The 17921-nt window shown below is 56.1% G+C and carries 18 protein-coding genes; 3 read left to right on the top strand and 15 right to left on the bottom strand.

All coding sequences use genetic code 11. From position 1 onward, the window contains the following. Positions 1–19: 19 nt before the first annotated feature. The 5 genes from Q2K57_RS13230 to Q2K57_RS13210 form a co-directional block, all read right to left on the bottom strand. Positions 20–1246 (bottom strand): NADH:flavin oxidoreductase/NADH oxidase family protein, encoded by a 1227-nt coding sequence (locus tag Q2K57_RS13230; RefSeq protein ID WP_304525346.1) that lies wholly within the window; start codon positions 1244–1246, stop codon positions 20–22. A gap of 251 nt (positions 1247–1497) precedes the next feature. Continuing rightward, a complete protein-coding gene (locus tag Q2K57_RS13225) occupies positions 1498–2412 on the bottom strand; it encodes a ribose-phosphate diphosphokinase (RefSeq protein ID WP_304525345.1) in 915 nt (304 codons plus the stop codon). Beyond that, positions 2412–4067, bottom strand: a complete 1656-nt coding sequence (locus tag Q2K57_RS13220) for a thymidine phosphorylase family protein (protein WP_304525344.1) — start codon at positions 4065–4067, stop codon at positions 2412–2414. Before Q2K57_RS13220 ends, Q2K57_RS13225 begins: the two co-directional genes overlap by 1 nt. Before the next feature lie 173 nt (positions 4068–4240). Continuing rightward, complete coding sequence (locus Q2K57_RS13215; protein ID WP_181463001.1) at positions 4241–4723, bottom strand: GNAT family N-acetyltransferase; 483 nt, start codon at positions 4721–4723, stop codon at positions 4241–4243. A gap of 321 nt (positions 4724–5044) precedes the next feature. After that, a complete protein-coding gene (locus Q2K57_RS13210; RefSeq protein ID WP_112053250.1) occupies positions 5045–5728 on the bottom strand; it encodes a YrbL family protein in 684 nt (227 codons plus the stop codon). A 258-nt stretch (positions 5729–5986) separates the two neighbouring features. Here Q2K57_RS13210 and Q2K57_RS13205 point away from each other — a divergent pair, with 258 nt between their 5' ends. The 3 genes from Q2K57_RS13205 to Q2K57_RS13195 all read left to right on the top strand — a co-directional run bounded on the left by Q2K57_RS13205 (position 5987) and on the right by Q2K57_RS13195 (position 8268). Beyond that, positions 5987–6655: a DsbA family protein gene (locus Q2K57_RS13205; RefSeq protein ID WP_304525343.1), complete on the top strand. Its 669-nt coding sequence runs from the start codon at positions 5987–5989 to the stop codon at positions 6653–6655. A 31-nt stretch (positions 6656–6686) separates the two neighbouring features. Further along, positions 6687–7589, top strand: a complete 903-nt coding sequence (locus tag Q2K57_RS13200; RefSeq protein WP_304525342.1) for a complex I NDUFA9 subunit family protein — start codon at positions 6687–6689, stop codon at positions 7587–7589. A gap of 130 nt (positions 7590–7719) precedes the next feature. Next, positions 7720–8268, top strand: coding sequence for a thioredoxin family protein (locus Q2K57_RS13195; RefSeq protein ID WP_304525341.1), 549 nt, complete (start codon positions 7720–7722; stop codon positions 8266–8268). 140 nt (positions 8269–8408) lie between these two features. Here the strand turns inward: Q2K57_RS13195 and Q2K57_RS13190 are convergent, their stop codons facing one another. From Q2K57_RS13190 to Q2K57_RS13145, 10 genes are all read right to left on the bottom strand, one after another. Then, on the bottom strand, positions 8409–9350 hold the full coding sequence (locus Q2K57_RS13190) for a pirin family protein (RefSeq protein WP_304525340.1): 942 nt from the start codon (positions 9348–9350) through the stop codon (positions 8409–8411). Between the two features lie 441 nt (positions 9351–9791). Next, positions 9792–10268: a YbhB/YbcL family Raf kinase inhibitor-like protein gene (locus Q2K57_RS13185; RefSeq protein WP_304525339.1), complete on the bottom strand. Its 477-nt coding sequence runs from the start codon at positions 10266–10268 to the stop codon at positions 9792–9794. A 230-nt stretch (positions 10269–10498) separates the two neighbouring features. Further along, positions 10499–10780, bottom strand: a complete 282-nt coding sequence (locus Q2K57_RS13180) for a hypothetical protein (RefSeq protein WP_304525338.1) — start codon at positions 10778–10780, stop codon at positions 10499–10501. Between the two features lie 439 nt (positions 10781–11219). Further along, on the bottom strand, positions 11220–11780 hold the full coding sequence (locus tag Q2K57_RS13175) for a hypothetical protein (RefSeq protein WP_304525337.1): 561 nt from the start codon (positions 11778–11780) through the stop codon (positions 11220–11222). A gap of 155 nt (positions 11781–11935) precedes the next feature. Beyond that, complete coding sequence (locus Q2K57_RS13170) at positions 11936–12568, bottom strand: hypothetical protein (protein ID WP_304525336.1); 633 nt, start codon at positions 12566–12568, stop codon at positions 11936–11938. 23 nt (positions 12569–12591) lie between these two features. Continuing rightward, complete coding sequence (locus Q2K57_RS13165) at positions 12592–13761, bottom strand: hypothetical protein (RefSeq protein ID WP_304525335.1); 1170 nt, start codon at positions 13759–13761, stop codon at positions 12592–12594. Positions 13762–13892: 131 nt separating this feature from the next. Next, entirely contained in the window at positions 13893–14597 is a 705-nt protein-coding gene (locus Q2K57_RS13160) for a hypothetical protein (RefSeq protein ID WP_304525334.1), read from the bottom strand. Between the two features lie 657 nt (positions 14598–15254). Beyond that, on the bottom strand, positions 15255–16115 hold the full coding sequence (locus Q2K57_RS13155) for a hypothetical protein (protein ID WP_304525333.1): 861 nt from the start codon (positions 16113–16115) through the stop codon (positions 15255–15257). A gap of 402 nt (positions 16116–16517) precedes the next feature. Continuing rightward, the gene (locus Q2K57_RS13150) at positions 16518–16934 is read right to left on the bottom strand and encodes a VOC family protein (protein WP_304525332.1); all 417 of its coding nucleotides are present in this window, start codon (positions 16932–16934) and stop codon (positions 16518–16520) included. A gap of 36 nt (positions 16935–16970) precedes the next feature. Next, positions 16971–17873 (bottom strand): GGDEF domain-containing protein, encoded by a 903-nt coding sequence (locus tag Q2K57_RS13145; RefSeq protein ID WP_304525331.1) that lies wholly within the window; start codon positions 17871–17873, stop codon positions 16971–16973. Between the last annotated feature and the right edge of the window lie 48 nt (positions 17874–17921).

The following is a 17921-nucleotide window of genomic DNA, read 5'->3' as shown; positions in this document are numbered from 1 at the left end:
CTTTCAGCTGCGCCCTGACCTATGGGTACCATCGCGAGAACGTCTCGCGCCACGTGATGCAACGCTGTGCATCACGTTCCTCGTAGCGACGAAGAGCGGTGGGAAGATCCAGCATTGAGGCGCTCTCCCGATCCTCACTCTCCCGATCTTCCCCCAAGGCGGTTAATCGCAGGGTGTACCAGGCCGTGACGCCCCCCGGAGGCGCAGACGCAAATTGCGGAAACTCAGGATCACCGCCCTCCTTGCTCAACCAGGTCTTGGCGAGCCGAGGGTCGAGGATAAAGGCGCGCGCCAGCCCGACCACATCGACCGCGCCACTGGCCACTGCCGCGAGGGCCTGTTCGCGCCTTTTGAAGCCTCCCGTCACCATCAACGGCACACGGGTGAGTGCTCTTGCGCGCCTGGCAAAGTCGACGAAGTATGGCCCGCGTAGGGATGAGTCGGAATTTTCCTTCGCGCCGGGAAAATAGGTGCCGCCACTGATATCAATCAGATCAATCGAGGTTTGATCGAGCATGCGCACTACCTCGAGGGCCTCAGCTTCCGTCAAGCCGCCTTTCAGCTGGTCCGTGGAGTTGATCCTGATCCCGACCGGAAACGCAGGCCCCACTGCGTGTCTGACGGAGTCTATGATGTCGAGCACGATCCGGCACCTTGCCTCGATGGAACCGCCGTAACCGTCGTCCCTGTGGTTAAACAAGGGGCACAGGAATTGACTGAGCAGGAAGCCGTGTCCGGCATGGATATGCACGCCGCTAAAGCCCGCCTCCTTGGCCTGCAATGCCGTGCTTGCATACATGCCGGGTAGCGCCTTTATCTCTTCAACCGACATACCGCCACATTGAAGGCCTTCGAGGTCGAGGGCGGAGGGCCCCTTCGGCTGACTGATCGGCGCGTGCGCAAGGGCGCCAGCATGACCGAGCTGCGCCCATAGATGAGAGCCCTCGCTCATGCCTCGGCGAGTGAGTGACCGCAACGCCTGGTGATCGGAATGCGGCCCTAGCACCAGGTTGCCCGGTTTCTCAGCAAAGCGAGGGTCACCCTGCACTTCACCAATAAAAGAAACGGCCGCACCGCCTTCCGCCCACCTTTCATAAAGCCGCATCTGTGCCTCGGTGGGGTCACCCCCGCCGTTGCCGAGCGAATCCGACATGGCTGACTTGGCAATGCGGTTTTTGAAAAGCGCACCGCAAGGCAGCTCCAGCGAGCTTCGAAGGACATCAATGGCATTCGAGTGTTCAATCATGACGACAACTTGGTTAGCTAAATGGAGGACACCGCGGAGAGGTCTTGTACCACTAGAGGGTACACATCATGCCGTGAGCCTTTCATATTCTCGCCGTGATGGATAGCGAGGCTCTCGCCATCCGGGTCGCTGCCAGGGCTTTCTTTAGGCCTCTCTTAGGAACTCTCTTAGGAACTCTCTTAGGGGCTTTCTTCGGGGCTCTCTTCAGGATGTCTTAAGTGTTATTTGCCGGCTTCTATGATCGCCATGTATCAAGTGTCTCGCTGGGTGTCAGCCAGCACCTCACCCAGCGCCTTACCAAGGATAGGCGCCATGGCCACGGCGTTGCTCGGGTGGGCGATACAGTCGGTGCTCCATACCTCGTTGACGCCGGCCTGGCGAATCACCTCTAGCGCATCACCGGCAAACAGCGCATGCGTCACCGCCACATCGACCGAGTCGGCCCCCGCGGCCAGCACCGCCTCGATGGCACAGGCCAGGGTGTGGCCGGAACTGGCGATATCGTCCATCAGCACCACTTCCCGCCCGCACAGATCGAGATCCGGCAGCGCGATCTCGACCCGAGTGTCGCCGTGGCGCACCTTGTGGCACACCCCGTGATCGAGCCCCGTGGCAGCGGCAGCCATCTCGATCCACTGGCTCGATTCGGCATCCGGCCCCAGCAGCAGCGGGTTACTGCGTTTCTTCTGGATCAGATCCGCGAGCGTAGGCGCCCCGGAGAGCGTCAGCGCCTGAATTCGCGGCATCACCTCTTCGAGGCGCGAAATGCGATGCAGGTGAGGGTCGACGGTGATCAGCGCATCATAAAGCTCGTCGAGAAAGCCCCCGACCAGCGGCTGGCTGACGATTTCACCGGGATGGAAGGCGATATCCTGACGCATGTAGGCGAGATACGGCGCCACCAGCACCAGCCGCTTCACACCCAGCCGTCGGGCGTGGCGGGCCACCAGCAGCAGTTCCACCAGCTTGTCATTGGGCCGGTCGAGGCTTCTGTACACCACCAGCGTTCGCGGCAGGGCATCTGCCAGCGGCGGCACCAGGGTCAGCATCAGTTCCTGATCGGGAAAGTCATGGCGCTTGATGACGCTCGCCTTGAGCCCGGCCGCTTCGGCCAAGCGCAGCGCCGGCGCCGCTTCATCCTCGAAATAGGCAAGCCGGGTATCCATCAGAACTCCACGTTCAGTCGGGTGATCTCATCCGCAAAGCCGATGCTGAAGGCGTTATCGCGCTCGCAGGACTGGCGTGCGAAGGCCATCTCGGCGTGATACGCGGCGTACACACGGTAGAGCGGCTCGCCGACCTCTACGGTATCACCGATGCGCGTCAGCAAATCGACCCCCGCCCCGGCGGGCTTCGGGGCCCCGGCCATACGCGCGATGCGCGCCAGCTTCAGGTTGTCGATGCCCGTCACCACGCCAGCTTTCGTGGCCATCACTTCAAAACTGTGGGGCGCCAGCGGCGGATTCTCCAGGTCGAACGGCATCTCACCCTGGGCACAAATAATCGCCTGCATCTTTTCCAGCGCTCGGCCGGAATCGAGGATATCCCGGGCGATGCCGAAGCCGTCGCCGCCACGCACGTCGGGGTCGAACTCGAGCATGCGTCCCGCCAGGCGCAGGGCTTTCTGCCTCAGGTCATTGGGCGCGTCGGGATGATGCGTCAGCACCCGCATCACATCGCGAGCTTCCAACACCGGGCCAATCCCCCGCCCGATCGGCTGGCTGCCGTCGGTGATCACCACATCGAGGACCAGCCCCATGCGCCCGGCCACGAACTCGAACAGCTTGCGCAAGCGCCGCGCCTCGGACATGGTGCGCACCTTGGCGTGGGGCCCCACCGGCAGGTCGAGCAGCAGGTGCGTCGACCCGGCAGCCACCTTCTTCGACAGGATCGAGGCTACCATCTGCCCCGCTGAATCCAGGTACAGCGGCCGCTCGACGGCGATCAGTACGTCATCGGCCGGTGACAGCTCGCTGGTGCCGCCCCAGGCCAGGCAGCCGCGGTGGGTACGCACTATCTCTTCCAGCGTATGAAAGGGCAGATCCACCTTGGCCAGCACCTCCATGGTATCGGCGGTGCCCGAGGGCGAAGTGATGGCGCGGGACGACGTCTTGGGGCACAAGAGACCGTGAGCCGCGACAATCGGCACCACCAGCATCGAGGTGCGATTGCCGGGAATGCCGCCGATACAGTGCTTGTCGACCACCGGGTGCTCGTGCCAGTCCAGCCGCCGCCCGACCTGACACATGGCATCGCTCAGGTAGAAGACTTCTTCTCGATCTAGCTCGCCCTGGCTGCAGGCGACGAGGAAGGCGGTCAGCTCGATCTTGGAGTAACGCAGCTCGGCGATATCGCGAATGATGTTCTTGAAATCCTGGCGGGACAGGCGCTCACCGGCAATCTTGCGGTGCAGGGCCGGTATCGAGGCAGGCGGCTCGGCCTGAGAGATGCTGACCGGGTGCCCTTCCGCTTCGCCAAGCGCCTTGAAAGCATCCTCGGAGAGCCCGAGCTGATGACAGGCGACGATGGCCGGATCATCAACCACGTTGAGGCTCGCCAGGATACGATGGCCGTTTGTGCGCACCTCGACCTTTGAGAGCGCCTGGAAGCCCTCGGCGCGATAATGCCCGCAATCACGATGCAGATAGGCCACGTTCTCGCGGTAGGTGTCGATGCCCACCCGGCGAAGCAGCAACGGGGTTAGGGTTTCGTCATCAAGGTGCTGCGCACCTTGGACGCTATCACGCCCGGCTTCTGCGCCGGGACTGGTGCTGGGGATGCCGGGCCTGTTGGGCGTGCCGGGACCACTGTTCTGCGTCATCGATGCCCTCCGGTCAGGGCCAGGCAGCCGACCTGAATGGCCCGTTCTCCCTCTGTGACGGGAAATGTAGCTGAGACTGTACCTGAGTGACTGAACCTGAGATTGTGCCTGTGACTGGGAACGTACCTGGGAATATGACTGTGCTTGGGAATGCAACTGTGACCGATTTAAGCCTAGCAGTGCTGGTCGCTCGACGGCGCATCTGTCGTCGGTTCAGCTCTGATCTCCGCGACCATCTCACCGTTGCTCAGCCCCACCTCGTGAAACCCCAGGCTCTCGTAAAAGTCACTGGCCACTTCATTGCCCGGCACATAGCAGACCGTGATGCGCTCCGCACCCTCCTGCTCAAGGAGCGCATCCAGCGTCAGGCGCATGCCCTTGCGACCGATGCCGCAGTGCTGAAAATCGCTGCCCACCATCAGACGATAGATATTGAACTCCCGCGGCTTGCCTTCATAGGCAAGCGACTCATACATGATAAAGCCCACCGGCTCATCACCGACGCAGATCGCCCGCGCCACGCTATGTTCGCTGAACAGTGATTCGGCAATGGAATAGGCGTTATCCGCCACGAATCGACGCTGCTCGTCCGACACGTTCAGGCGTGCCACCTGATCCCAGTTATGCTTCGTGATGGGTTCCAGAAAGACCTTCATCGCAACCATCCTTTTCGCCATGCCCTCAGGGCTGACGGTTCATGAAGCATGAGACGCCGTATCGGGTTTGATCGTATTTCATGCAAGTGCTGATGCTACCCCTCACTATAGATCAGTGAGCGGAAAGGCTCGTGATGAGATCGCCGGCGTTGAGAAGGACCTAGGTGGGATGGCCTTAGGCGGGATAGCCCTAGATGAGATGGCCCTGAGTGGGAAAGCCAGAGAAGAAATGGCAGGTAATAGAAAGCCCCGTGGAGAAACGCCAAGCGCTCGATACAGCCAACACCAGTCGGCTGAGACACCCATCACAGGGGTGTCACCTCACGCGCATATTTCATCTACTGTATCGAAAAGGGTGACTTCCTGGCGTTTCCACTGCCGCTTGGTCTTGATCCGGGAAAAGGACAGACACCGCTGATAGAGCGTAAATTTCCAGTCAGGCTTGCGGCTACCGAACCCGTCCACCAGCACTAGGCTCGCGTCACTTTCGCCATCACCGGGGCGGACCATGAGGTTATCGGTATTCAAATCCGAGACCACAACAGCATACTTGGTCGCCCATTTCTTCAGCTCAGCCAGCATTCGGACGAGCTGGTCGCGACTCACCTGTTCCTTGTGCAGGGCCTCACGCAGGGTCAGCGCTGACCCTCCGCAGTCTTCCTGGACGCGTTCCATGGCGAGCCCCGCGCCCTGGTGGGTATTCACCCAGCCATAGCAATCGACAATGTGCGTCAGCGGTACTTGCCGCTTTTTAAGGTGATTGAGGTAGAACCATTCAACGATGCTCTGCTCCTGGCACTCCTCCCAGCGATCCTGGTGGCGCGCCACCTTGATGCATTGGCCGGCATCACCAGGATGAACGAAACAGTCACGCTTGTTTCCGCGGCCAATACGCAGGCTGTCATCGAGTCTTAGCGCCGCCTGATCAGAGACCTCTGGAATAAAATACTTCAAAACCTTTCCTTGTTGCCTGCGCGGAACCGCAATCCGGCGGTCATTCACCATTCAATGCCCATCTCCACCCTGCGGCGTTCTTGCACCTTAACGAACGAGTGACATCATTAGCAGAACGGCACATAAAAAGATGACAATCATATTTAGCCCGCTAAAAAAGTCAACGCGAAGTACTCACTGCAGTCAGCCAGAGTGAGCCCGTCACACCGCCTGAACACCCCACGACGGGAGCCGATTCGGCAGGAGCGCATTTGGCTGAGAGGTGCTGGCGGGCTAAGGTGTGGCGATATTTACGCGATGAGGCACCCCATGAGCTCACCTCGCATCACCATCGATGTGTTCAGCGACTATCTCTGCCCCTTCTGCTATCTGGAGGAGCCAGAACTGGCGGCGCTAAAGGCCCGCTTCGGTGAGGCAATCGACATTCGCTGGCGGGCCTTCGAGCTGCGCCCCGAGCCCGCACCGACGCTGGAGCCAGACGGCGACTATCTGCACGATATCTGGGGACGCGCCGTTTACCCCATGGCCGAAGAACGCGGCATGACGCTACGCTTGCCGCGTATCCAGCCACGCTCTCGGCTGGCCCATGAGGCGACCGCCTGGGCCAGAGACGTCGATGCCCAGAGCACCGACGAGAAGACCGGTACCGTCGAAGATATCAATGCCGCCGACACCCTGCGCTCGGCACTGTTTCGTGGCTTTTTCGAAGACAGCCTGGACCTGGCGGACCCGACGGCACTGGTGGCAGTGGCAAATGACCTCGGTCTGGATGGCGAGTCGCTCGAGAAAGCGCTGGATGAAAGGCGCTATCGCGAGCAGGTACTGGCTGACCAGCAGGCCGCTCAGGAGCTGGGTATTCAAGGCGTGCCAGAACTACGTTTCTCGCTTAACGGCGAGCATGCCGGCATCCTCGAAGGCGCCCAGCCGCGACGCCAGCTGCTGCTGGCCGTGGAGCGACTGCTAGACCTGATGGACTAACCCACCCCATGCCAGCCCGATGAGAGAGCGCATGCCCGACGGCCCGATCACAGTCTTCGGCGGCACCGGCTTTTTGGGCCGGGCTATCGTGCGTGAGCTGCTGGAAGCCGGCCACAGCGTGCGCATCGCCGCCCGCTCACCTCGCCTGCCCGAGGACATCGATGATGGAGATCCCATCAGCCTTTGCAGCGCTGACATTCAGGATGAGGCCAGCGTCGCCAAGGCGCTGGCCGGCGCCGGCGGCGTCGTCAATGCGGTAAGCCTGTATGTGGAATCAAGGCGACTGACGTTTGACGCCATCCACGTCGAGGCAGCCGGCCGCTTGGCCAGACTCGCCCGCGAGGCCGGCATCAGCCGGCTGGTGCATGTCTCCGGAATCGGCGTCGACGAACATTCGACGTCGCGGTATATAAGCGCCCGCGCCCGGGGCGAAGCGGCCGTGCTCAAGGCCTTCCCCAAGGCCACGCTGCTGCGCCCCAGCGTGCTGTTCGGGCCCAATGACGCCTTCCTGTCAGCGTTGGAAAAGCTCACCCGCTTGCCAGTGATCCCACTGTTTGGCCAGGGCGAGGCGCAGCTACAGCCCGTCCATGTGCGGGATGTCGCCCGCGCGGTAGGAAAAATGCTGGGACCGCGTCCGCCGGCCTGGCGGCTCTTCGAGCTGGGCGGCGAAGACGCAATGCGCTATCGCGACATCATCATGCTAGTGATGGCCCACTTACGCCGTGATCACCCGCTGGTACCCATTCCCATGCCGGTATGGCGCTTCCTGGCCACCCTGCTCTCGCCCCTGCCAAGCCCCCCGCTGACTCATGACCAGTTGTCGCTGCTGGCGCTGGACAACATCGTCGGCCGTCATGTCGGCACCTTCACCGACCTGGGCATCATTCCCCGCTCGCTACGCGAAAGCCTGCCCAGCTGCTTGATCACCGACTAAATACAGGACTTAACACAGGACGAAACTATCCTTCACCGAGCTGAGACCGTCGTCATCCTCGAGTTTGCTACGCTGTAGGCATGGCTCGTCACCGCATTTATGCATCCACGGATCAGGAGGGTGAATCGCCATGTCGCTTACATCATCAAAGATGATCCAACTGGGCAGACCCATGCCGGCCTTCGACCTTCGGGATGCCCACGGCAAGTCGTTCAGCAGTAAGCAGTTCCTTGGCAGTCCCTTACTGGTGGCCTTTATCTGCAATCACTGCCCGTTCGTTAAACACATCGCCTATGCATTTTCCGATTTTGCTCAGGAGTATCACGATCACGGACTGGAGATCGTCGCCATAAACAGCAACGACTTCACGAAACACCCCGATGACAGCCCGGAGCAAATGATCGAAGAGGAACGCCGGCGCGGCTACACCTTCCCCTACCTGATTGACGAGACGCAGAGGGTCGCCTTCGACTTTGATGCCGCCTGCACGCCGGACTTCTTCCTGTTCGACCGATACCACCGGCTGGCTTACCACGGCCAATTCGATTCCAGCCGCCCCAGCAAGGACCTGCCGGTAACCGGCAAAGACTTACGAGCCGCCGCCGATTTGGTGCTCTCGGGCGATGCCCCGGACCCGGACCAGATGCCGTCGAGCGGCTGCAGCATCAAGTGGAAATAGCCAGGTTAAAGAGAGGCTAACCCAGCGCTGAATACGAATGGTGACGCCACCGCCGTTCGACGATGGCGCTGCAGAGTGGCGTTCGGTCATGCGCTGTCCTTCGCGGTACTTCGCAGTGTGGAGGGGGGAAGCCTCTCTCGCTAAAGCTTCCAGGGCAGCGGCGGCGGCGTAAGGGGGTCGCCGTCGTAATCGGGGATGCTGCCGAAGCGCTCGCTGCCGGCTTCCCAGTCCTGCTGCGCCTCAGCGATCTCGGCCTTGCTGTGGCCGACGAAGTTCCACCAGATGAGGATCTCCTCGTCCAGCGGCTCGCCGCCGACCAGTATGACCCGGCCACCCGCCGGGAGTGACAGGGTGACGGCCTCTCGCCCGCGACCCAGATAGGCCAGCTCGTTGGTCGGAAAGGTCTCGCCTTCGATGTCCAGTTCGCCTTCGAGGGGTAACACGCCGTACTCGAAGTCTTCCCGCAGCGAAAGCTTCAGAGTGCTGGCCTCTCGGCTGACCAGATCCACCCCCACCAGCGGCGAGAAAGCCAGCGTCGGCGCCCGCCGGCCGTCGAACTCGCCGGTCAGCAACGTGAAAGCGACGCCCTGCTCTTCCCAGGACGGCAACTCGGGATAATGATCGAAGCGCGGGTCGGTGCGGCGATCCGCTTCAGGCAGCGCGATCCACAGCTGAGCGGCATGCAGTTGAGTCTCGCCGGGGACCGACTCTTCGGTGTGGCTGATGCCACGCCCCGCGGTCATCAGGTTGACCTGGCCGGGGCGAATCACCTGCTGGTTGCCCTGACTGTCGCGGTGCAGGATTTCGCCCTCGATCATCCAGGTGAACGTCTGCAGGCCGATGTGCGGGTGGGGGCCAACCCGCAACCCGCGGGAGTCGCCCTTGAAGACGCTCGGCCCGGCATGATCGAGGAAGCACCAGGCTCCCACCAGCCGGCGCTGCCGCGAAGGCAGTACACGGTTGACGGGAATTCCCCCGACATCGGCGGTACGAGGCCTAACATGCTGAATCTGGTGCTTGCCCTCGACGACCGGGCAGTCGCGGGACGACCCCAGGTCGCGATCTTCAACGAGAGTGCTCATGGCTATACCTTCCGGATGTCATGAATAGTGGGACGGTTCTGAGTGGGCCGCTAGCCCACGGCAAACCGCCGTGACTGCGCTGAGTGTAGCTCTGCATCAGCTTGGCGTAGGGGGGCAGATGAAGGAGCCGGCTGATATCCACTCGCCTTACCGCTGCTGGGCCAACGCTTACTGGCAATAGCCCAGGTGCAGCGCCTGGCACCAGCATGCCACCAAAACGAAAACGCCCGCCCCGGCGAACCGGGGCGGGCGTGATTTAAAGCCAGTCGCGTCATTCAGAACGAAAGGCTAAACGGGGCAGTTTTCTGAACGGTGCTTCTGGAAGCTCTATTGAAAGCTCGGCTCAACGGTCGTGCCGCGGCCTCGTTGGGGCGGCCAGAGATAACGACCTCGGATCATCTCTGGCCATCACCGTTCGACAAGGGCATGAAAGCTCAAGATTCAGCCGCGGCGATAGATGCCGACCAGGCGGTTCATGCCAAGAATATGCGGCTCAAGCTTGGTCAGCAGCTCGGGCTGCGTCAGGCCCTCGGGCAGATCAGTTTGCGCATCCAGCGCCAGCACCCAGAAGTAGTACAGGTGGTCACCATGGCCTTCCGGCGGCATCGGGCCGCTATAGCCGTTCTTGCCGGTATCGTTGACGCCGCTGGTGCCCACCGTCGTCGCCTCATCAAGCGACATGGTGTCGGCCGGCAGGTTGTAGAGCAGCCAGTGCACGAAGCCGTAGCTGCCATTCTGTACCAGCGGCGCATCCGGGTCATGGCAGATCACCGCGAAGCCCTTGGTGCCTTCGGGAGCGTCTTTCCAGCTGAGGGCCGGCGAGACGTTCTCTCCTTCCCCGGTGTGCTTGGCGGGAATTGCCCCGTGGGCAGAGAACGCGGAACTGGTGAGCTGCATGCTCGAGGGTGCAAAAGCCATGAGGGCAAGCTCCTTGGAGTGGATGTCGTTGGAAACGAAGTCAGGCGTCTTCGCGCATGCGACGGCGCTACATCAGGTAATGATGGTAGCAGACGCCTTATTCAACCCATCACGTAACGCCGAGGCACTACATAGACAACATGGCTCGGCTGACATCCCTTTTGCAGCCCTGCTCCAAAGTCCCGCCGCCATTTAAAGCCCCGTCACCTAAAGCCCCAGACATCGCAGCATCAGGGCGTGAACTCACCCAGCGTGCGCATGGAATCGACTTTCAGTCGGTCTTCTTCCATCGCCTGCCTGGCCTCGTCAGACGCCATGAAGGTCTGGAACCGCGCCATGTCCGGCACTTCCAGAATCAGCCCCACCGAGTTCGGGTGCTCTGCATCCTTGAACGTACGCGCGCTGACACCGATCTGCGCGAACATCTCGTGCCGACTACCCGCTCCTTTCTTCCAGGCCCTCGCCCAGCGCTCGCCATCCTCGACCTCGTGAAACACGATTAGCGTAGCCATCTGCCATGCCTCCGATCAGAAACAGCACGCCACGCCCCGACAGCGACCAGCAGGATGAACACGATGGTGTGTGGCCGCTTGCCCACCAGGACACTATGGAGCTATCAGAGGGTCGCCGTCGTCGTGGCTACCCCAAGGATAGGCCGCCCTTCCCTCTTACGCCTCGGCATCAGGCCGGAGGGTGGCATAGAAAACGTACATTAGGTTGTCAGGGGACTGGGCAGGGTGTAGTAAGTGGAACAGGTGGGGTGGAAGCAAACGGCCTGGAGAAGGCACTAAGCCAGAGCAGATATAGCGCTTGCATCATGCGCTCCCATGGAATGGAGCCGAAGGCGCAATGTAATGGGTGTCGCCGTGCCTGCACTGGTTATGTTTCTTCCACAATTTGGCAGCACAAGTCTTGACTGTAGAGGCGCCAGCAATAGATATCACCAAGCTCTTAAACTCCAAGTTCTCTCAGCATAGCCGCATACTCGGTGCTGTGGTCACCTGCATAATTGGTCATACCCGGCTTTGTTAGACAACCCTTTGGAGGGATATAGCTACTAATCGACTTAACAGTTTTTTGATGCCATCCGATATTGAAGGCGCAAAGTTTGGGAAAGAAATACATCGAGGCATACTCAGGCACGTTGTCATGAATCCACCACGCCAATGACTCCCAATTCTTAGTTCGCTCAAAGTAAGGAAGGAAGGAATTTACTACGATGCAGGCCATTGCCCCAACATGCCCATCCTTATCTGGGATATCCCAAATGTGCCCGGCGAAATTGCTTTCGTTTCTTGAACAGTTGTATTGATTCTTGTTCTCTGCGCCTCTGGCATTGACAGCAGACGATCGATATGCGGAGCGAATGCTGATACGCCCAAACTTTTGCTGTATGGGCTCAAGTACTTTTTCACATAAAGCTGTCCCAGCCTTGATCGCCACATCTGGATTGTCCGGAACATTTGGAACGCCTTCAATCTGGGATATTTCTGAGTGAAGGAAGTCTCGCATGAAGAAAGATCGTGAAAGCCTTACCCGACCGAGTTCTTCCAATGCTTTGACTGTCTTGGGGGATCTCACATTTTTCTCCAAGGAAAATAAAGTTCACCATCACCGGTGGCAAAATCTCGGCTTCGCTGCGGTTTTTCCACTGGTGCATAGATTAGTTAGGCATTGTTGCACGAACTCAGCTTGCAAGTGGCGGACAGCATGGCCCCAGATTGCGTACAACTCTCGGCCTCTGCATCCAAGGGGGCCGCGGTGATACCTGGCTTGAAGTTATGGCGAACCCACCGCATAAAGCTTTCCGGCAAACCTGCAGGATGGTTTACCCTTGCGCCCCGACCTCCGATCATAGCCAAAAATTCCATGGGTACGTCTGACCGGGCTCTTCCCAAATACCAAAACTCTTTACCAACAAACACGTATGGGACATGGGTGTCTTTATCCAGCATCCACTCATGGAAGGGGTTAGCAAGCTGAAGCCATGCCCCTTTGCAATTTTGCCAGTAAAAATTGTCGCCGCACCTCTCTTTCCATCCCCCGTTCATTATTGGCTTCTTGGATTGAAACCGAGGATCGTGAAAATAGTCATTCATGTGGATGCGCTCATCTACCTTCATCGCATAGATGAACTGGTAGCCATCACCCTTGGGAGAGAACCCAGCAATCCAATCGCCTTGTCGCACAGCACTGCCTTGGTGATTCGGAGTACAGACCGCTAAAGAACACCAGCCGCTAAATGGATTTGGTGCCAATCCTGAATCGACCTTGACGATGTAGGTATAGAGCCTGCTCAAAAGTCCTCCAAATGCCTAACCCTTCAATCAGTCAACGCGTCAGCGGTCGGCTGAATTGACTTGTTAGAAGATTGCTGGATGTATTCGGCTATTTGAGAAAATACCAGTAGCCCAAGTAACGATGCCTTTTTATCAAACATGTCAATTGTGCTTGCTCCATGAGCAACGGAATGCCTGCTGACCGTATTATCATCTGTAACGCTAAAATCCTTAAAGTAACACTCTTCTAGGTAGCGTTTGAATTTATCAGGAATAAAGGTCGTGAGTGCCGAAATGCTTCTGAGGGTCTTTTCTGTAATATGCTCAACAAGTAATCTTTGCTGACGCCCTTCCTTTTCAGGGTTGTCTGCAATAAAGTCTTTCCTAATTAAAGCCTCAATCTTTGGATATATAATTGACGATGAGCTAACAAAATCATCTGCTTTGTGCCTAGAAAGCGCCGAATCCAAAAAACAAATGAATGGCGAAAGGTTTTCGTCGCTACCCCATATTGGCTTTCTTTCTTCTATATAAAAAATAGCATCACTTTCTATTTTATTAATAAGCTCATCTATATTCCACTCAGCCCTTGCATAACTAATAATTGATTCGACAGTAGAAAACTTCAGTGCATAGAATGGAAACCAATTTTGCCTTAACATACCACCCCAGTCTGAGGCAGATATCTTATGGATAGACCCAAAGGATAGATAGGAAAAGTATGACCCTAAAAGTTTTTCTACATTGTACTCAATTTTTCTATCTAATTGCTCATCTAAAGGCGAAAAGTCAAAAATATAAGCCTTATCCCAGCCAAGTGATAGTATGCAAAAATAGGCTTGGTCCTCAGAAAATTCAATACCACTTAACTGTATGCGTTCGAAACCTGAAATATCATCCTTTCTGACTGCTTGCCCTTTTTTAATATTTTTTGCTTTAACGAATGCCTGTCCATAAACTTCAACTTCATTAATATATACCTTGGCCTTCAAGTCTTTAGAAATTAGAACAACCATACTTTTTATGTCGCTGGGCTGAAGCACCTCTTCAAGCATAGACAAGATGGTCTGGGGAAAGCCATTAAGATATTTTAGGTGAAGATCACCATCTTCTGTTGAGGTTGCACCAGAGACCTGAACCTGAACCTTTTCGCCTCTTTTTGCGACAGAGACGGAATAGCCTGCAATTCTCTCTTTTAACTGAACCTCATACATGCAACATCCTCCCTAGAAAGCTATCGAATTGGTCTTCTAACGCCTGCTTAAACGGCGGCTTTTGCGTAGCGAAGCGGAGAAAAAGCCGTCCGGTGGAGGCCCATTGGGCCGGAACGAGTTTGATGCAATGGTTAGGATTTTTCTCGGATAATGTTCCACGTTGAAGGGTTCTCAACATGTTCAAATATTCCTGGCACCAAACTCTCCATTACTGAGTGATCTTCAAGGACTGGGATTATTGACTTGGCACATAGCATCTCGCCTGTTGTCAGTCGGGCCTTTAACTTAACAGGAATCCCATTATCGAATTTCTTCGGACGCATATTTCCCCAAGATGCTGAGACGAAAATCAAGAAACCCGACTGAAAATCCCTGCTTTCTATTCTGCCATTCAAGGTCAAGCTTTCGGGTCCTTCCGAAAAGTTTGAGAACCAGTTTTTCAGATATCTTGAGATGTCTCCAACCGTATGACGGACCCTAGAAGGTAGGGTCGTGGGATTCAGTGCGTCATGCCAAATCGGCCACTTTTTTAGCCTTCTGATATGCAGGGAAAAATCTCGTATGACGATGGGCTCAGTTGTTGGATTATTAACACCCGCTTCAATCAGAAACGTTGCCCGCAAGTTAGCAGGGTTTCCGTCAATATCGCCGAGTTCCTCTATCGCGCATCGACTGGTAAGACTCTCAACTTCTAAGGTAGGCCGCTTTAGCTTCGTTTTCAAAAAGCGAAAAGCTCCTAAAAACCAAGCCAAAATCCCGACGAAAAGCCATTTTATGAGATCGACAGTCACGCCGTGTAATTCGATCCAGGCTATGATTGTTTTTAAGTAATCCATCAAAATAAGATCAATCCTAACGCTTGGTTCAGGTGCACCGTAGGTGTCACCTGGAACCACTTGTTATGTGATTACCTGACCCCATAATCTCTAAGATGCACATAGCTTTTTGTAAACCCTTTCCTTCCACGTGTTATTCGTGAAATCAAAGACTTATAATACAGCTTGCGATAAACATCTTTTATAAGAGATTGATTAATTACAAATGTTCGTCCACATGGCAACTGAACGCAATAAGCATACTTTGAATTAGGTTGCTCTAAGCTAGCCTCAAAAGAAAGGTGACCACCAATGGTTCTTGGAAAATTAACACCTTTATTGGTTTCACTGCATCCAGTTTTTTCTACCCACTCAATGTTACAGTCAGACCTAGCCACACCAATAGCTTGCACCTGCATTGAACTTGTTGAATCATTAATTATGGTTAAAAAATCTCTATAAACATTACTTCTGTTTAACTCCAGCCTAACTTGAAAAGTATCTTTCCTGTATGAAATATACAATGCGATGGAAGATACAAGCAGAGCAAGTATAGAAATGTAGGTGCTAATAATCAGCTCCTCTCTAAATTGGGATGAATGCAGAGCAGACACATAACGCTTGGGCTAAGCCGCCGGGACGGAGCGCCGCGGAGTACCGGTCGGCTTGAGCCCCTGGTTAAATTTTGTTTGCATGGACGCCCACAAGGAATTGCTTGGAAAACTGTTCTTTTGTGTGAAACGACTCGCCAAGACCCCGTAAATCCGGCACTGAAAACTTATCCCCGCCTACCGCCAAATCAGCGTGATTCTTTGGACCATCATAATTCCTCAATTTCTCCAAGAATTGGGGATCTTGGGCATCTCTCATATCAGTGTAGTACTGCAGTGAGAGTTCAGCCTCTGAGGCCTTTATCAACCAAGAGGAAATTTGTCCAAGGTCCGATCCTAGGAGGGCAGCGATTCTTCCCACCTCCAAAATCGCTACACACTTTGGAAATTCAGCTTTAATGGTCGCGTACGCGCGCTCCCTGAGCTCAGTTCCATATACAGCAGCTCGACCATCAACAATTAGTTCCCAGACCGGCGCTCGATTCGGAAAAGGTTCGCCGAGCCAATATTGATCGACCCAATCAATGGACTTTAGGTCGCCATTACTATCCAATGGTGCATATGTAATCCAATTTGCGTCGTGGCGGCTGACAGTTGCTCCAGGCAACAATCCGAGTTCTGCCTGATACTTAGAGGAGAAGTGGTCGCCCCATTCTCTAGCCGCTTCAAATGCTGACTGCTCTTCGAAGAGATACATGCCAACCAATCGAGATATCTTGCTTGGGTACTTCAACTGGCGAATTCGTTCAATTGCTAATTCGTTGCTAAGCCTCGGCGAATTACGATGCTTGAGCATGCCTGCTAGCATCACGGAAATTGGGCACTTAGGATACTCATTGCCTGCTTGAGCGGAGACCAATACTCCCCGGTATGCGCTCCACGCCACCATTGGGTGATCAATATCAATACAGCCGTAGACGGATTGCACTCGAGTCCTCCGACGAAATTTAACAGGTATTAGACCGCTCACTCGTTTATTGACTTGAACGAGCACGCGCGTTCAACATTCTTATACCGCCAAACCAACCCATTGATTTTCTGTATATTTTTGTCGAAGTGGCTATATAACACCAATAAACGCGCGTGCTGCCTTTGCCGGCATGCCCGCTTTGGGTCGATACCAGCCACCTGTTACGAAGCACTTCAAGCTAATATTGGCTTGCCCACGCTACCGCCGGGTGAGGCCATTACAGGCACCACCTTCCTGGCAGTCGTACCCCTCCCGGTGCACGTCCCTTCCTTGGGGAGATAAATACTTACCCCTAACCTACCGTGCTTTAGCGTTGAGTTACATGGCACTTCATTGAAATGACAGCGCGAGGCGACCGGTCTAGGCAACGTCATCACTGGGGCCGATCCAACAGAAGGGGTTATAGGCCACCTCCCACAGGTGGCCGTCGGGGTCTACAAAGTAGCCGGAATAACCGCCCCAGAAGACCGGCTGCGCGGGCTTGACCAGTGTGGCACCAGCGGCCACCGCCTGATCGAGAAGAGCATCGACTTCGGCTTCAGAGCCCAGGTTGTGGGCCAGGGCCATGCCACGAAAACCACTGCCTTCGGCTGGCACGCCGGCGTCCTCGGCAAGGGCGTCGCGGCCATACAACCCCAGCCAGCTACCGTTGAGCGGGAAGAATGCCACGGTAGGCGGCGATGCCATGCGTGGCAGGCCCAGGCCTTGCTCGTAGAAGTGGATCGAACGAGCCAGATCGCTCACGCCGAGGGTAATCATGCTGATTCTGGGGTTCACTTGGGTCCGCTCCTTCAGCACAAGCATGGTGCTGCATCACCCCGCAACAACCCGGTTCTTGCCGCTTCGTTTCGCTTCGTACAATGCATTGTCCGCGCGTTTCAGGGTGTCTTCATACGAGCGGTCTTCAGGCAGCATGGTCGCTACCCCGATGCTGACGGTGGTGGAGATACCCTCCATACAAAAGCGACTCAGCTCACGGTTGAAGCACTCATGCAGCCGGTTGGAAAACTGCACCGCGTGCTCCAGTTCAATATTGGGCAGGCCAATCACAAACTCGTCCCCGCCAAAGCGACACGCAATATCGGTTTTTCTCAGCTCTGAGCGACAAACATTACTGACAGCCACGATGATTTCATCACCTTCATAATGCCCTAAGGTATCATTAATTTTCTTAAGGTTATCAAGGTCAAACATCAGAATGGACGTCGGCACTGAGTGCCTTTCAAAGGTTTCATGAAAAAGCGCCAGGTCGAGTTCAAGCTTTCTTCGGTTAAAAAGCCCCGTGAGCTGATCGGTGTCGCTGAGCGCACGCAGTTGGACCTCCATGTCGTGTCGCTCAGAAATATTACTGGCAACCCAGAGCACCACGGCTTCACCGTCCACTTGAAAATCGAGCCCCTGAATACGGCCTTCGAACCAGATTGGCTGCTGGGGGCCGTCCTCTCGCAACCCCCTGACATCCTTATTGCTTAATTCGTATTCTCTAATCAATAGATTACCGGAATCCAGGGCGAGTCCGATCTGCTGCAGAAACCAATCGGCCTTCTCTTTTTTCACCACATCGGCAATGTTCAACCCGACGAGCCCACTCCCGTCGTGGTAGTAACGAGCATCACGGCCACCGAACACGGCCACGTATTTTCCGCTGCGCGATATTATAAATACAGGGTCTGGCAATGCCCCCAGCACAATGCCCATCTGCTCAATACTAATCATCAAAACGCCCTGTAATATCCTTCCGAAAAATCGGATGTTATATGAAGC

The sequence above is a fragment of the Halomonas sp. I5-271120 genome (assembly GCF_030553075.1).
Taxonomy (GTDB): Bacteria; Pseudomonadota; Gammaproteobacteria; order Pseudomonadales; family Halomonadaceae; genus Onishia; species Onishia taeanensis_A.
Note: the sequence above shows the minus strand (reverse complement) of the source record. Positions and strands in the feature narration are given on the sequence as shown.

Coding starts and splice junctions, on each gene's coding strand:
- Q2K57_RS13230 (WP_304525346.1), bottom strand. CDS start 1,246: ATGATTGAACACTCGAATGCCATTGATGTCCTTCGAAGCTCGCTGGAG.
- Q2K57_RS13225 (WP_304525345.1), bottom strand. CDS start 2,412: ATGGATACCCGGCTTGCCTATTTCGAGGATGAAGCGGCGCCGGCGCTG.
- Q2K57_RS13220 (WP_304525344.1), bottom strand. CDS start 4,067: ATGACGCAGAACAGTGGTCCCGGCACGCCCAACAGGCCCGGCATCCCC.
- Q2K57_RS13215 (WP_181463001.1), bottom strand. CDS start 4,723: ATGAAGGTCTTTCTGGAACCCATCACGAAGCATAACTGGGATCAGGTG.
- Q2K57_RS13210 (WP_112053250.1), bottom strand. CDS start 5,728: ATGGTGAATGACCGCCGGATTGCGGTTCCGCGCAGGCAACAAGGAAAG.
- Q2K57_RS13205 (WP_304525343.1), top strand. CDS start 5,987: ATGAGCTCACCTCGCATCACCATCGATGTGTTCAGCGACTATCTCTGC.
- Q2K57_RS13200 (WP_304525342.1), top strand. CDS start 6,687: ATGCCCGACGGCCCGATCACAGTCTTCGGCGGCACCGGCTTTTTGGGC.
- Q2K57_RS13195 (WP_304525341.1), top strand. CDS start 7,720: ATGTCGCTTACATCATCAAAGATGATCCAACTGGGCAGACCCATGCCG.
- Q2K57_RS13190 (WP_304525340.1), bottom strand. CDS start 9,350: ATGAGCACTCTCGTTGAAGATCGCGACCTGGGGTCGTCCCGCGACTGC.
- Q2K57_RS13185 (WP_304525339.1), bottom strand. CDS start 10,268: ATGGCTTTTGCACCCTCGAGCATGCAGCTCACCAGTTCCGCGTTCTCT.
- Q2K57_RS13180 (WP_304525338.1), bottom strand. CDS start 10,780: ATGGCTACGCTAATCGTGTTTCACGAGGTCGAGGATGGCGAGCGCTGG.
- Q2K57_RS13175 (WP_304525337.1), bottom strand. CDS start 11,780: ATGCGAGACTTCCTTCACTCAGAAATATCCCAGATTGAAGGCGTTCCA.
- Q2K57_RS13165 (WP_304525335.1), bottom strand. CDS start 13,761: ATGTATGAGGTTCAGTTAAAAGAGAGAATTGCAGGCTATTCCGTCTCT.
- Q2K57_RS13160 (WP_304525334.1), bottom strand. CDS start 14,597: ATGGATTACTTAAAAACAATCATAGCCTGGATCGAATTACACGGCGTG.
- Q2K57_RS13145 (WP_304525331.1), bottom strand. CDS start 17,873: ATGATTAGTATTGAGCAGATGGGCATTGTGCTGGGGGCATTGCCAGAC.